The sequence below is a fragment of the Bradyrhizobium sp. AT1 genome, from assembly GCF_001590795.1.
Classification (GTDB): domain Bacteria; phylum Pseudomonadota; class Alphaproteobacteria; order Rhizobiales; family Xanthobacteraceae; genus Bradyrhizobium.
This window is the reverse complement of the sequence record NZ_JXDL01000001.1, coordinates 1,106,448-1,119,902: the sequence shown is the minus strand read 5'-3', so window position 1 is coordinate 1,119,902 and position 13,455 is coordinate 1,106,448. Positions and strand designations below refer to the sequence as shown.

General features: G+C 64.2%; 14 protein-coding genes. All 14 read left to right on the top strand.

Annotated elements, in window-relative coordinates:
* The first annotated feature begins 11 nt into the window (after window positions 1-11).
* The 14 genes from SE92_RS05230 to nuoK all read left to right on the top strand — a co-directional run bounded on the left by SE92_RS05230 (window position 12) and on the right by nuoK (window position 13,450).
* Entirely contained in the window at window positions 12-2,258 is a 2,247-nt protein-coding gene (locus tag SE92_RS05230; RefSeq protein ID WP_063194778.1) for a TonB-dependent siderophore receptor, read from the top strand.
* A 678-nt stretch (window positions 2,259-2,936) separates the two neighbouring features.
* A complete protein-coding gene (locus tag SE92_RS05225; RefSeq protein WP_063194777.1) occupies window positions 2,937-3,302 on the top strand; it encodes an NADH-quinone oxidoreductase subunit A in 366 nt (121 codons plus the stop codon).
* Complete coding sequence (locus tag SE92_RS05220; protein ID WP_063194776.1) at window positions 3,293-3,880, top strand: NuoB/complex I 20 kDa subunit family protein; 588 nt, start codon at window positions 3,293-3,295, stop codon at window positions 3,878-3,880. Before SE92_RS05225 ends, SE92_RS05220 begins: the two co-directional genes overlap by 10 nt.
* Window positions 3,881-3,891: 11 nt before the next feature.
* On the top strand, window positions 3,892-4,506 hold the full coding sequence (locus tag SE92_RS05215; RefSeq protein WP_063194775.1) for an NADH-quinone oxidoreductase subunit C: 615 nt from the start codon (window positions 3,892-3,894) through the stop codon (window positions 4,504-4,506).
* A gap of 2 nt (window positions 4,507-4,508) precedes the next feature.
* On the top strand, window positions 4,509-5,705 hold the full coding sequence (locus SE92_RS05210) for an NADH-quinone oxidoreductase subunit D (RefSeq protein WP_063194774.1): 1,197 nt from the start codon (window positions 4,509-4,511) through the stop codon (window positions 5,703-5,705).
* Window positions 5,705-6,670: an FkbM family methyltransferase gene (locus SE92_RS05205; protein WP_063194773.1), complete on the top strand. Its 966-nt coding sequence runs from the start codon at window positions 5,705-5,707 to the stop codon at window positions 6,668-6,670. The genes SE92_RS05210 and SE92_RS05205 overlap by 1 nt, the downstream gene beginning before the upstream one ends.
* Window positions 6,671-6,682: 12 nt before the next feature.
* On the top strand, window positions 6,683-7,294 hold the full coding sequence (gene nuoE / locus SE92_RS05200) for an NADH-quinone oxidoreductase subunit NuoE (RefSeq protein ID WP_063194772.1): 612 nt from the start codon (window positions 6,683-6,685) through the stop codon (window positions 7,292-7,294).
* The gene (locus SE92_RS05195) at window positions 7,294-7,500 is read left to right on the top strand and encodes a hypothetical protein (protein ID WP_063194771.1); all 207 of its coding nucleotides are present in this window, start codon (window positions 7,294-7,296) and stop codon (window positions 7,498-7,500) included. Before nuoE ends, SE92_RS05195 begins: the two co-directional genes overlap by 1 nt.
* 15 nt (window positions 7,501-7,515) lie before the next feature.
* Window positions 7,516-8,841, top strand: coding sequence for an NADH-quinone oxidoreductase subunit NuoF (nuoF, locus tag SE92_RS05190; protein ID WP_063194770.1), 1,326 nt, complete (start codon window positions 7,516-7,518; stop codon window positions 8,839-8,841).
* Window positions 8,842-8,846: 5 nt separating this feature from the next.
* Window positions 8,847-10,922, top strand: coding sequence for an NADH-quinone oxidoreductase subunit NuoG (gene nuoG, locus SE92_RS05185; protein ID WP_063194769.1), 2,076 nt, complete (start codon window positions 8,847-8,849; stop codon window positions 10,920-10,922).
* 4 nt (window positions 10,923-10,926) lie between these two features.
* Entirely contained in the window at window positions 10,927-11,994 is a 1,068-nt protein-coding gene (gene nuoH, locus SE92_RS05180) for an NADH-quinone oxidoreductase subunit NuoH (protein WP_157095141.1), read from the top strand.
* 14 nt (window positions 11,995-12,008) lie between these two features.
* On the top strand, window positions 12,009-12,497 hold the full coding sequence (gene nuoI / locus SE92_RS05175; protein ID WP_026232873.1) for an NADH-quinone oxidoreductase subunit NuoI: 489 nt from the start codon (window positions 12,009-12,011) through the stop codon (window positions 12,495-12,497).
* Between the two features lie 9 nt (window positions 12,498-12,506).
* The gene (locus SE92_RS05170) at window positions 12,507-13,145 is read left to right on the top strand and encodes an NADH-quinone oxidoreductase subunit J (protein WP_063194767.1); all 639 of its coding nucleotides are present in this window, start codon (window positions 12,507-12,509) and stop codon (window positions 13,143-13,145) included.
* Window positions 13,142-13,450, top strand: coding sequence for an NADH-quinone oxidoreductase subunit NuoK (gene nuoK, locus SE92_RS05165; protein ID WP_008547737.1), 309 nt, complete (start codon window positions 13,142-13,144; stop codon window positions 13,448-13,450). The genes SE92_RS05170 and nuoK overlap by 4 nt, the downstream gene beginning before the upstream one ends.
* The last annotated feature ends 5 nt before the right edge of the window (window positions 13,451-13,455 follow it).

The window sequence follows — 13,455 nt, the reverse complement described above, 5'->3', positions numbered from 1 at the left end:
ACAGTCTTGGAATGCTGCGATCGGCCGTGTTGGCGACCGCATCCGCTTTGGTCTTGGTGCCGCAGGCATCGCTTGCACAATCATCCGCGCCGAGCGGCGCAACGAGCCTGCCGTCGGTGACCGTCACTGCACCGGAATCTCGCCGCCGTGCGGCCACAACGCCGCAGCGTCGCGCGCCGAGTTCGGTGCAGACCGCCAATCGAAGCAAGCCGCAGCCGCAGCGCAATGTCGGCTTCGTCGAGACGCCGCGTGGCCCTGTGAACGGCTACGTCGCCGGCCGCAGCTCGTCCGGCACCAAGACCAACACGCCGATCATGGAGACACCGCAATCGGTGTCCGTCATCGGCGCCGAGCAGATCCGCGACCAGAAGCCGAACAAGCTCGACGAGGTCTTGCGCTATACCGCCGGCGTGCGGGCAGGGACCTTCGGCGCCGACACGCGCAACGATTGGTGGCTGATCCGCGGCTTCAAGTCCGACGACATCGGACTGTTCCTCGACGGCATGCAGCTGTTCTATACCTCCTATGCGAGCTGGCGGCTGCCGCCGTCCAACATGGAGCGCGTCGAGGTGCTGCGCGGCCCGTCCGCCGTGCTCTATGGCGGATCGAGCCCGAGCGGCATCGTCAACGTCATCAGCAAGATGCCGCCCACCGAGCCGATCCGCTACATCGAGACCGGCGTCAACAATTTCGGCAACGCCTATGTCGGCTTCGACGTCGGCGGACCGGTCGCGACGCAGCCCCGGGATGGCAAGCTGTTCTATCGTGCCGTTGGTGAGATCAGGAATGGGGGCACGCAGGTCGACTTCACGCCGGACAATAATTATTTCATCGCGCCGTCCTTCACGTGGAGGCCGGATGCCGACACCAGCTTCACGGTTCTCGCATCGGCCTCGAAGACCGACACGAGAGGCATCAACTTCCTGCCCTACCAGGGCACGGTGACGAACGCGCCGTTCGGCAAGATCCCGACCAGCTTCTTCGTCGGTGATCCCAGCGTCGACAAGTTCACGCGCGAGCAGGAGATGCTCGGCTATCAGTTCGAACGCAATCTCACCGACGACCTCACGTTCCGGCAGAATGCACGGTTCGCGCATATCGACCTGACTTATCGCGGCTACATCGGTAACGGCTGGGACAACATCAACACCGCCACGATGGGGCGATATAATTGGTACGCGAAGAACACCGCGAACCAGGCCAATCTCGACAACCAGCTGGAGTATCGCTTCAACACGGGGCCGGTGCGGCACACGATGCTGTTCGGGGTGGATCTGAAAGGCTATCAGATCGACGACTACCAGAATTTCAATTTCGGCACCGTCCCATCGGTCAACGTCTTCAATCCCGTCTACGGTCTCAACATTCCGCTGACGGGCGCGCCGTTCCGCAACTTCCTGATCACGCAGAAGCAGGCGGGCACCTATCTTCAGGATCAGATGAAGCTCGGCAACTTCACGCTGGTCTTGAGCGGCCGCAATGATTGGGTCGAGACGATTCAGGACGCGCGCGATACCGGGGCCAACGTCGCCAGCCGTAGCGACAGCAAGTTCAGCGGGCGGGCCGGGCTGATCTACAATTTCGACAACGGCATCGCGCCCTATGTCTCCTATGCGACGAGCTACAATCCGGTCGTCGGTCTAAACGCCAGCAACCAACTCTTCCTCCCCGAGACCGGGCAGCAGACCGAGATCGGCGTGAAGGTCTCGCCGAAGGGCTTTGACGGCTATTTCACGGCTTCGGTGTTCGACCTGAAGCGCCAGAACGTCGCGACGACCGCGGGCACGCCGATCCTGCTGAACCAGACCGGCGAGGTAACCTCGCGCGGCATCGAGCTCGAAGCGGTGGCCAACGCCACCAAGGAACTCAAGCTGATCGGCGCCTTCACCGCCTATCATCTCTTCAACAGCCGGGATCTCGATCCGTCGCTGGTCGGCAAGACGCCGACCAACACGCCTCAGCTCCTGGTCTCCGGCTGGGCCGACTACACCTTCAAGGACGGGCCGCTCGAAGGCTTCGGTTTCGGCGGCGGCGTGCGCTATATCGGCTCGTCCTGGGCTGATCCCGCCAACACCCTCGAGGTTCCCGCGGTGGTGCTCGGCGATCTCGCGCTGCATTACGAATGGCAGAACTGGCGCACCGCCCTCAACGTCATCAACCTGACCGACAAGATCTATGTCGCGAGCTGTTCGTTCCCGACCTCCTGCTTCTACGGCGACCGAAGGCGCGTCACGGCCAGCGTCTCCTACAAATGGTGAGGATCGGGGAGGGCGGCGACATCTGGTGCCGCCGCTCTTCCACACGGGATCGATGAGCTCCCGGCTATGCCCCCCCGGCCTGAAGCTCATCCGGGCGCGGCGCGCGCGACGGCCATGCACGTCGCCGGCGCCGCGCTCGCGGCCCGCCGGACTGCGAAATATATGGCAGGACGCGGCAGCTTTCGCGGAAGGCGGGTCCGGTCCCGCCGTCACGCATGGCTCGTCTGATCATTTGCGCCTGTGGATAGGTGTCTTTGCTGCAACTGTCCTGCGCGCGATCGCGACCATTTTCGGCGATCCGGCATCGCGGCTCCCAGACACGGGGCAGCCAATATGTCACCGGGGCGACAGTTGGGCTCCCAGCCCTCGGTTTGGGTGCGCTGCCGCACTCGAAACCAAGCATTTTTCTCGGACGATGCACGGCAAAGCGCTACCGCAGCCCGTATGCCGCAATCCCCGGACTGCCGCCCTGCAAAACCGGTGGCCGCCCTTGCTGGCCCTGCCGATCTGCTCCATACCAGCGCGGGGTGATTCCGGGATTTTCACCGTTCTGGGAGCGGCAAAGGGCCTGAAAAGAGCGTGTCTTGCGCCCATTGGTGCACTGCGCTAAGGCTCAGAACAATTCCAAATCGGACGAATCCGTGGCTGTCCCGAGGCTGCGGGAAAAAGGGCTCGCCAATGAGCGGCATTCTGCAGAACTATCTTCCACTCGTCGTCTTCATAGCGGTCGCGGGCCTCATCGGCCTGGTGCTGCTGATCGCGCCCTTCATCGTGGCGTTCCAGCAGCCGGATCCGGAAAAGCTGTCGGCCTATGAGTGCGGTTTCAACGCCTTCGACGACGCACGCATGAAGTTCGACGTCCGCTTCTACCTGGTCGCCATCCTCTTCATCATCTTCGACCTCGAAGTGGCGTTCCTGTTTCCCTGGGCGGTGGCGTTCGGCAAGCTTGGCGCGACCGGCTTCTGGTCCATGGTGGTGTTCCTCGGCGTGCTGACGATCGGGTTCGCCTATGAATGGAAGAAGGGAGCACTGGAATGGGATTGAACCCTGCATCGCCCGCTGGTCCGGCGATCGCGCCGGCCCCCAAGGGCATCCTGGATCCCTCGACCGGCCGGCCGGTCGGGGCCAATGATCCGTTCTTCCTCGAGGTCAACTCCGAGCTGTCCGACAAGGGCTTCTTCGTGGCCGCGACCGACGACCTCATCACCTGGGCCCGTACCGGCTCGTTGATGTGGATGACCTTCGGTCTCGCCTGCTGCGCCGTCGAGATGATGCAGGTGTCGATGCCGCGCTACGACGTCGAGCGCTTCGGCTTCGCCCCACGTGCCTCGCCGCGCCAGTCCGACGTGATGATCGTCGCGGGTACGCTGACCAACAAGATGGCGCCCGCGCTGCGCAAGGTCTACGACCAGATGCCCGAGCCGCGCTACGTCATCTCGATGGGCTCCTGCGCCAATGGCGGCGGCTATTATCACTATTCCTACTCGGTCGTGCGGGGCTGCGACCGCATCGTGCCGATCGACATCTACGTGCCGGGCTGCCCGCCCACGGCGGAAGCGCTGCTGTACGGCGTGCTGCTGCTGCAGAAGAAGATCCGGCGCACCGGCACCATCGAACGCTAAGGTTTTACGTCATGGACGACGCCAAGCTCGACGCCCTGGGGCAGACGATCGTTAGCGCGCTTCCGGGCGCCGCCACCGGTCATTCGGTGGCCTTCAACCAGCTGACGGTTGATGTCGAGGCCAGCAAGATCGTCGAGGTGGTCAAGTACCTCCGCGACGATCCGAACTGCCGCTTCGTCAACTTCACCGACATCACGGCCGCGGACTATCCGTCGCGCGAAAAGCGTTTCGACGTGATCTATCACTTCCTGTCCCCGACCTTGAACGCGCGCATCCGGCTCAAGGCCCAGGCCGACGAGACGACCCAGGTGCCGTCGCTGATCGAGGTGTTCCCGGGCGCCGACTGGTTCGAGCGCGAGGCCTACGACCTCTACGGCGTGTTCTTCGTCGGCCATCCCGACATGCGCCGCATCCTCACCGATTACGGCTTCGAGGGGCATCCGCTGCGCAAGGATTTCCCGACCACCGGTTTCGTCGAGGTCCGCTACGACGACCAGGAGAAGCGGGTGGTGTACGAGCCCGTCAGGCTCAACCAGGAATTCCGCAAGTTCGATTTCCTCTCGCCGTGGGAAGGCGCGGACTATCCGGTCCTTCCGGGAGATGAAAAAGCGGGGCCGAAGGTCTGATCATGAACGAGCAACCCGAACAGCTTCGCAACTTCACCATCAATTTCGGACCGCAGCATCCGGCGGCGCACGGCGTGTTGCGCCTGGTGCTGGAGCTCGACGGCGAAGTCGTCGCGCGCGTCGACCCGCATATCGGCCTGCTTCACCGCGGCACCGAAAAGCTGATCGAGCAGAAGACCTACCTGCAGGCGATCCCTTATTTCGACCGGCTCGACTACGTCGCGCCGATGAACCAGGAGCACGCCTTCTGTCTCGCCGCCGAGAAGCTGCTTGGCATCGAGGTGCCGCGCCGCGGCCAGCTGATCCGCGTGCTTTATTGCGAGATCGGCCGCATCCTCTCGCACCTGCTCAACGTCACCACGCAGGCGATGGACGTCGGCGCGCTGACCCCGCCGCTGTGGGGTTTCGAAGAGCGCGAAAAGCTGATGGTGTTCTACGAGCGCGCCTCGGGCAGCCGTATGCACGCGGCTTACTTCCGCGTCGGCGGCGTGCATCAGGATCTGCCGCAGAAGCTGGTCGACGACATCGAGGCCTGGTGCGATCCGTTCCTGAAGGTCGTGGACGACCTCGACCGGCTGCTCACCGCCAACCGCATCTTCAAGCAGCGCAACGTCGATATCGGCGTGGTGCCGCTGAAGGAAGCCTGGGAGTGGGGCTTCTCCGGCGTGATGGTGCGCGGCTCGGGCGCGGCCTGGGACCTGCGCAAGTCGCAGCCCTATGAGTGCTACGCCGAAATGGATTTCGACATTCCGATCGGCAAGAACGGCGACTGCTACGACCGCTATCTGATCCGCATGGAAGAGATGCGCCAGTCCGTGCGCATCATGAAGCAGTGCATCCAGAAGCTGAACGCGGCCGACGGCAAGGGCCCCGTCGTCGTCGAAGACAACAAGGTCGCGCCGCCGCGACGCGGCGAGATGAAGCGCTCGATGGAAGCGCTGATCCATCACTTCAAGCTCTACACCGAGGGCGTTCACGTGCCGGCCGGCGAAGTCTATGCCGCGGTCGAGGCGCCCAAGGGCGAGTTCGGCGTCTATCTGATCTCGGACGGCACCAACAAGCCCTACAAGTGCAAGATCCGCGCGCCCGGCTTTGCGCATCTGCAGGCGATGGACCACATCTGCCGCGGCCATCTGCTCGCCGACGTCTCGGCCATCCTCGGCTCGCTCGACATCGTGTTCGGAGAGGTCGATCGGTGATGGGGCAGCAGGCGCCAATCCAGTTCGACCGCGCCTCGGGGGCCCTGGAAGGGGCCAACCTGTGGGAGCGGACTGCTGCCTTGGCGCTGGTGACGGGATCGAAGATCTCCTCGCACTTCTCGCATATGGGCTACATCGCCTGCGCGAATTTGCTGCGGAAGACGCTGCCCGAGCGCAACATCGCGATCAGGCTCAATCCCGACGCCGTGTTCGAATTCCCCTATGGCGACGGCTATTGGAGCAAGCTGCTCAACCGCTCCTACAATTACGAAGACGAGCTCGAGGTCCTGTTCGCCGATAGCATCGACGTCGACTATACGCTGCTCGATTGCGGCGCCAATTACGGCTACTGGTCGGTGCTGGTCTCGAGCAAGCCGTTCGGTTCGCACAAGGCGATCGCGATCGAGCCGTCGGGGCAGAACTATCCGAAGCTCGCCAACAACGCTCGCGTCAACGGCAATCGCTTCGAGACCATGAAGTGTGCGATCGGTGCATCGCGTGGCACGGCGCGGCTGTCCGGCACCAAGCACGAGGCCTTCAGCATCGCCGGCGATCCGTCGGCAGGCGGTGAGGACGTGCCGGTCATCTCGCTCGACAATCTGATCGAGGACGGCAAGATCGCAGCTACCGGCAAGTACCTGATCAAGCTCGACGTCGAGGGCGTCGAGATCGAGGCGATCAAGGGCGGCGCACGGCTGCTCGAAGCCGACAGCGTCATCATGTGCGAAGAGCACGGCAGCGACCGCAATCACTCCGTGTCGCGCTTCATCCTCGAGCAGACCCCGCTGAAGCTGATCGTGTTCGATCCGCGCAGCAACCGCATGGAGACCGTGACCGAGCTGTCGATCCTCGACCGCATCAAGGTCTCGACCCATGTCGGCTACAACGTTTTCGGCACCGCAAGCGCATTTTGGCAGGACAGGATCGAAGCCCTGAATGCCAAAACCGCGCGCCGCATGCAGTGAGAGATAGAAGAGATGTCCGTTCGCCGATTAGCACCGAAGGAAGTCCAGCCCGCGAGCTTCGCGTTCACGGAGGAGAACCTCGCGTTCGCCAAGCAGCAGATCGCGAAATATCCGGCCGGCCGGCAGGCCTCTGCGGTCATCGCGATCCTCTGGCGCGCGCAGGAGCAGCACGAGGGCTGGGTCTCGGAAGCCGCGATCCGCGTCATCGCCGACATGCTCGACATGCCCTATATCCGCGTGCTGGAAGTCGCGACCTTCTACACGATGTTCCAGCTCGCCCCCGTCGGCAAGAAGGCCCACGTCCAGGTCTGCGGCACCACGCCGTGCCGGCTGCGCGGCGCAGAGGATCTGATCCACGTCTGCGAGCACCGCATCCATCACGAGCCCTTCCATCTGTCCAAGGACGGCAATTTCAGCTGGGAAGAGGTCGAGTGCCTCGGTGCCTGCGTGAACGCGCCGATGGTGCTGATCGGCAAGGACACCTATGAGGACCTGACCAAGGAAAGCTTCGGCAAGGTTCTCGACGGTTTCGCATCGGGTAATCCGCCCAAGCCCGGTCCGCAGAACGGCCGCCAGTTCTCGGCGCCAATCACCGGGCCGACCACGCTGAAGGAGATCACCTGATGCGTGATCTCTCGCAGCCAGCCCTGCAGGGGAACGGTGCCATGAAGAGATGGGGCTTCATCGCGATGCACGCCGCCGTGGCGGCCACCTTCATTTTCCTGCTGCAGCGCTTCAGCCTGAACGCCTCGCTGGAATCCAGTCTGCTCTGGGCGCTGACTTTCGCCGTCTGCGCCGCCGCACTTGCCTACAAGCAGACCATTCGTTGATCGGAAAGCACTGATATGCTCGAGGACAAGGACCGCATCTTCAAGAACCTCTACGGCCTCCACGATTGGGGGCTCGAGGGTGCGCGGCGTCGCGGCGCCTGGGATGGCACCAAGAACATCATCGACAAGGGCCGCGACTGGATCATCAACGAGATGAAGGCGTCGGGCCTGCGCGGCCGCGGCGGCGCCGGCTTCCCGACCGGTCTGAAATGGTCCTTCATGCCGAAGGAATCGACCGACGGGCGGCCGAGCTATCTCGTGGTCAACGCCGACGAGTCCGAGCCCGGCACCTGCAAGGATCGCGAGATCATGCGGCACGATCCGCATCTCTTGATCGAAGGCTGCCTGATCGCGAGCTGCGCGATGAACGCGCATGCCTGCTACATCTATGTCCGCGGCGAGTTCATCCGGGAGCGCGAGCATCTCCAGGCCGCGATCGACCAGGCCTATGAAGCCAAGCTGGTCGGCAAGGACAACGTCAACGGCTGGCCGTTCGACATCTACGTCGCGCACGGCGCCGGCGCCTATATCTGCGGCGAGGAGACCGCGCTGCTCGAAAGCCTCGAAGGCAAGAAGGGCCAGCCGCGGCTGAAGCCGCCGTTCCCGGCCAACGTCGGCCTGTTCGGCTGCCCGACCACCGTCAACAACGTCGAGTCCATCGCGGTTGCGCCCGACATCCTGCGCCGCGGCGCCGCCTGGTTCGCCGGCATCGGCCGTCCGAACAATGTCGGCACGAAACTCTTCTGCATCTCCGGCCATGTCGAGCGGCCCTGCAACGTCGAAGAGGCCATGGGCATTCCGTTCCGTGAGCTGATCGAAAAGCATTGCGGCGGCATCCGCGGCGGCTGGGACAACCTCAAGGCCGTGATCCCCGGCGGCTCGTCGGTGCGCATGGTGCCGGCCGAGCAGATCATCGACACGCCCATGGATTTCGACTCCTTGAGCAAGCTGCGCTCGGGCCTCGGCACCGCGGCCGTGATCGTGATGGACAAGTCCACCGACCTGATCCGCGCCATCGCCCGTATCTCCTATTTCTACAAGCATGAGAGCTGCGGCCAGTGCACGCCGTGCCGCGAGGGCACCGGCTGGATGTGGCGCGTGCTCACCCGCATGGCCGAAGGGCGCGCCCACAAGCGCGAGATCGACATGCTGTTGGAGGTGACCAAGCAGGTCGAAGGCCACACCATCTGCGCGCTCGGCGACGCGGCGGCCTGGCCGATCCAGGGCCTGATCGCGCATTTCCGTCACGAGATCGAAGCGCGCATCGACGAGTATTCCCACAAGTCCGACATTGACGATATCGGCGTCCGCGATCCCGTGAACATGGTCGCGGCGGAGTAAGAGACATGACCAAGCTCATCATCGACGGCAAAGAGATCGATGTGCCCGCCGAGTACACGCTGCTTCAGGCGTGCGAGGCGGCAGGCGCCGAGATTCCGCGCTTCTGCTATCACGAGCGGCTGTCGATCGCCGGCAATTGCCGGATGTGCCTCGTCGAGGTGAAGGGCGGCCCGAAGCCGGTCGCAAGCTGCGCCTGGGGCGTGCGCGACTGCCGTCCGGGCCCGAAGGGCGAGCCGCCGGAGATCTCGACGCGTTCGCCGATGGTGAAGAAGGCACGCGAAGGCGTGATGGAATTCCTTCTGATCAACCACCCCCTGGATTGCCCGATCTGCGACCAGGGCGGCGAGTGCGATCTGCAGGACCAGGCGATGGGCTATGGTGTCGACACCAGCCGCTTCGCCGAGAACAAGCGCGCGGTCGAGGACAAATATCTCGGCGCGCTGGTCAAGACCTCGATGAACCGCTGCATCCAGTGCACGCGCTGCGTCCGCTTCTCGGCGGAAGTCGCCGGCGCCCCTGAAATGGGTGCGACCGGGCGCGGCGAGGACATGGAGATCACAACCTATCTCGAGCACGCCCTGACGTCGGAGTTGCAGGGCAATCTCGTCGACATCTGCCCGGTCGGCGCGCTGACCTCGAAGCCCTATGCTTTCGCGGCGCGCCCCTGGGAGCTCGGCAAGACCCAGTCGATCGACGTCATGGACGGCGTCGGATCGGCGATCCGCGTCGACACCCGCGGCCGCGAGGTGATGCGCGTGCTGCCGCGCATCAACGAGGCTGTGAACGAGGAGTGGATCTCCGACAAGACACGCCACATCGTCGACGGCCTGCGCACCCAGCGCCTCGACCGGCCCTACATCCGTGAAGCCGGCAAGCTGCGTGCGGCGAGCTGGCAGGAGGCCTTCGCCGCGATTGCCGCCAAGGCGGCGCGCACCGACGGCAAGCGCATCGGCGCGATTGCCGGCGACCTCGCGGGTGTCGAGGAGATGTTCGCGCTGAAGGATCTGCTCGCCAAGTTCGGCTCGGCCAATCTGGCGGTGCAGGGCGGCGATGCCTTCGATCCCGCGCTCGGCCGCGGCTCATATATCTTCAACCCCACGCTGGCCGGCGTGGAGCAGGCGGATGCGCTGCTGATCATCGGCGCCAACCCGCGGAAAGAGGCGGCCGTATTCAACGCCCGCATCCGCAAGCGCTGGCGTGCCGGCGGCTTCAAGGTCGGCGTGATCGGAGCCAAGCCCGACCTGACCTACGATTACGATCACCTCGGCGCGGGCACCGAGACGCTCGGTGAGCTCGCGGCCGGCAAGCATTCCTTCATGGACGTGCTGAAGAACGCCAAGAACCCGATCATCCTGGTCGGCGGGGGCGCGGCCTCGCGTCACGACGGTGCGGCCATCCTCGCTGCGGCCGCCAAGCTCGCGCTCGATGTCGGCGCGGTCAAGGACGGTTGGAACGGCTTTGGCGTGCTGCACGAGACCGCCTCGCGCGTCGGTGCGCTCGATATCGGTTTCGCCGCGACCGGCGGCGGGCTGAACGCCGCGCAGATGACGACGTTCGGCACGCTCGACCTGCTGTTCCTGCTCGGCGCCGACGAGATCAACGCGCCGGATGGCACCTTCGTCGTCTATATCGGCACCCATGGCGACCGCGGCGCGCACCGCGCCGACGTGATCCTGCCGGCGGCAGCCTATACCGAGAAGTCCGCGATCTACGTCAACACCGAAGGCCGCGTGCAGATGACGGGCCGCGCCGCGTTCCCGCCGGGCGAGGCCCGCGAGGACTGGGCGATCGTCCGCGCGCTGTCGGAAGCGCTCGGCAAGAAGCTCGGCTACGACTCGCTGGCGCAACTTCGCCAGGCGATCTTCAAGGCCGTGCCGCACCTGATCCGTCTCGACCAGATCGAGGCCGGCTCGGCCGACCAGATCAAGAAGCTGGCCGGGAAGGGCGGCTCGCCCGAGAAGGCGCCGTTCAAGCCTGTTGTCGAGGACTTCTATTTGACCAACCCAATCGCGCGTGCGTCCGCCGTGATGGCGGAATGCTCGCGGCTTGCCTCCGGGCAGATGCTGACCGCAGCGGAGTGAGCTGATGGAATTCTTCGAAAGCGCATTCTGGACCGGCTTCCTCTGGCCGCTGATCATCATGATCGCGGAGAGCGTCCTGGTGCTCGTCGTCCTGTTGGTCGCGATCGCCTACATCCTGCTCGCCGACCGCAAGATCTGGGCGGCGGTGCAGATCCGGCGCGGCCCGAACGTGGTCGGCCCCTGGGGCCTGCTGCAATCCTTCGCGGACCTGCTCAAGTTCGTGCTGAAGGAGCCGATCATCCCGGCCGGCGCCAACAAGGGCGTGTTCCTGCTGGCCCCGCTGGTATCGTGCGTGCTGGCGCTCGCGGCCTGGGCGGTCATCCCGACCAACCTCGGCTGGGTGATCGCCGACATCAATGTCGGCGTTCTCTTCATCTTCGCGATCTCGTCGCTGTCGATCTACGGCATCATCATGGCCGGCTGGTCGTCGAACTCGAAATACCCGTTCCTCGCCGCGCTGCGCTCGGCGGCGCAGATGGTGTCCTATGAAGTCTCGATCGGCTTCGTCATCATCACCGTGCTGCTCTGTGCCGGCACGCTCAATCTCTCGGCCGTGGTCGAAGCCCAGCACGCGCGCGGCCTTGCCAGCCTGATCGGGCTGCCGCAGCTGACCATCCTGAACTGGTATGTCTGGCCGCTGTTTCCCATGTTCGTGGTGTTCTACGTCTCGGCGCTGGCGGAAACCAACCGCCCTCCGTTCGACCTCGTGGAAGCTGAATCCGAGCTCGTCGCCGGCTTCATGGTCGAGTACGGCTCGACGCCGTACCTCCTGTTCATGCTCGGCGAGTATGTCGCGATCGTCACGATGTGCGCGCTGGCGACGATCCTGTTCCTCGGAGGCTGGCTGCCGCCGGTCGACCTGCCGCCCTTCAACTGGGTGCCGGGGATCATCTGGTTCTCGCTGAAACTGTTCTTCATGTTCTTCCTGTTCGCGATGGCAAAGGCGATCGTGCCGCGCTACCGCTACGATCAACTGATGCGCCTCGGCTGGAAGGTGTTCCTGCCGCTGTCGCTGGTGATGGTGATCGTGGTGGCCGGCGTGCTGCATTTCGCCGGCATCGCGCCGAAGTGAGGGCCGTCATGGGTATCAACATCAACGCCACTGCTCGCTCGCTTCTGCTGTCGGAATTCGTCTCGGCGTTCTTCCTCGCCATGCGCTATTTCTTCCAGCCGAAGCCGACGCTGAACTATCCGTTCGAGAAGGGCCCGATCTCGCCGCGCTTCCGCGGCGAGCATGCGCTGCGCCGCTACCCGAACGGCGAGGAACGCTGCATCGCCTGCAAGCTGTGCGAAGCGGTCTGCCCGGCGCAGGCCATCACCATCGAGGCCGGCCCGCGCCGCAACGACGGCACCCGCCGCACCGTGCGCTATGACATCGACATGGTGAAGTGCATCTATTGCGGCCTCTGCCAGGAGGCCTGTCCGGTCGACGCCATCGTCGAAGGTCCGAACTTCGAGTTCGCGACCGAGACCCGCGAGGAACTGTTCTATGACAAGGCCAAGCTGCTCGCCAACGGCGATCGCTGGGAACGCGAGATCGCGAAAGCGATCGAGCTCGACGCGCCGTACCGGTGAGGTGAGGGCATGATCCTTCCCGCGCTCTTCTTCTATCTCTTCGCCGGCGTCTGTGTCGCCTCGGCGGTGATGGTGATTGTCTCGCGCAATCCCGTCCACTCCGTGCTGTACCTGATCCTGGCCTTCGTCAACGCATCCGGCCTGTTCGTGCTGATGGGCGCCGAATTCCTCGGCATGATGCTGATCGTCGTCTATGTCGGCGCGGTCGCCGTGCTGTTCCTGTTCGTGATCATGATGCTCGACGTCGACTTCCTCGAGCTGCGCGAGGGTTTCATCGAGTATCTGCCGGTGGGCCTCGTGATCGGCGGCATCTTCCTGTTCGAGCTGCTGCTCACCGTCGGCTTCTGGGTCATCAACCCCGGCGTCGCCAAGACGATCACGGCGGCGATCCCGGCGAACGTCTCCAATACCGAGGCGCTCGGGCTCGTGCTCTATACGAAGTACATCCACTACTTCCAGCTCTCTGGCATGGTGCTGCTGGTAGCCATGATCGGCGCCATCGTGCTGACGCTGCGCCACAAGGCGAGCGTGAAGCGGCAGGACATCAACGTTCAGAACGCGCGCACGCCCGAGATGGCGATGGCGATGCGCAAGGTGGCGCCGGGGCAGGGCCTCTCGGATGCCGATGCGGCGGAGTGGGTGAAATGACGATCGGGCTCGGACATTACCTGGCGGTCGGCGCGATCCTGTTCACGCTCGGGATCCTCGGCATCTTCCTGAACCGCAAGAACATCATCGTCATCCTGATGTCGATCGAGCTGATCCTGCTCTCGGTCAATATCAACCTCGTCGCGTTCTCGACCTTCCTCGGCGACATCGTCGGCCAGGTCTTCGCGCTGCTGGTGCTGACGGTTGCGGCTGCGGAAGCCGCGATCGGTCTCGCCATCCTGGTGGTCTATTTCCGCAACCGCGGCTCGATCGCGGTTGAGGACGTCAATCTGATGAAGGGCTGAGCTCT

Coding starts and splice junctions, on each gene's coding strand:
- SE92_RS05170 (WP_063194767.1), top strand. CDS start 12,507: ATGATCCTTCCCGCGCTCTTCTTCTATCTCTTCGCCGGCGTCTGTGTC.
- nuoE (WP_063194772.1), top strand. CDS start 6,683: ATGTCCGTTCGCCGATTAGCACCGAAGGAAGTCCAGCCCGCGAGCTTC.
- SE92_RS05230 (WP_063194778.1), top strand. CDS start 12: ATGCTGCGATCGGCCGTGTTGGCGACCGCATCCGCTTTGGTCTTGGTG.
- SE92_RS05195 (WP_063194771.1), top strand. CDS start 7,294: ATGCGTGATCTCTCGCAGCCAGCCCTGCAGGGGAACGGTGCCATGAAG.
- nuoG (WP_063194769.1), top strand. CDS start 8,847: ATGACCAAGCTCATCATCGACGGCAAAGAGATCGATGTGCCCGCCGAG.
- SE92_RS05215 (WP_063194775.1), top strand. CDS start 3,892: ATGGACGACGCCAAGCTCGACGCCCTGGGGCAGACGATCGTTAGCGCG.
- nuoF (WP_063194770.1), top strand. CDS start 7,516: ATGCTCGAGGACAAGGACCGCATCTTCAAGAACCTCTACGGCCTCCAC.
- nuoH (WP_157095141.1), top strand. CDS start 10,927: ATGGAATTCTTCGAAAGCGCATTCTGGACCGGCTTCCTCTGGCCGCTG.
- SE92_RS05225 (WP_063194777.1), top strand. CDS start 2,937: ATGAGCGGCATTCTGCAGAACTATCTTCCACTCGTCGTCTTCATAGCG.
- SE92_RS05205 (WP_063194773.1), top strand. CDS start 5,705: ATGGGGCAGCAGGCGCCAATCCAGTTCGACCGCGCCTCGGGGGCCCTG.
- SE92_RS05220 (WP_063194776.1), top strand. CDS start 3,293: ATGGGATTGAACCCTGCATCGCCCGCTGGTCCGGCGATCGCGCCGGCC.
- nuoK (WP_008547737.1), top strand. CDS start 13,142: ATGACGATCGGGCTCGGACATTACCTGGCGGTCGGCGCGATCCTGTTC.
- SE92_RS05210 (WP_063194774.1), top strand. CDS start 4,509: ATGAACGAGCAACCCGAACAGCTTCGCAACTTCACCATCAATTTCGGA.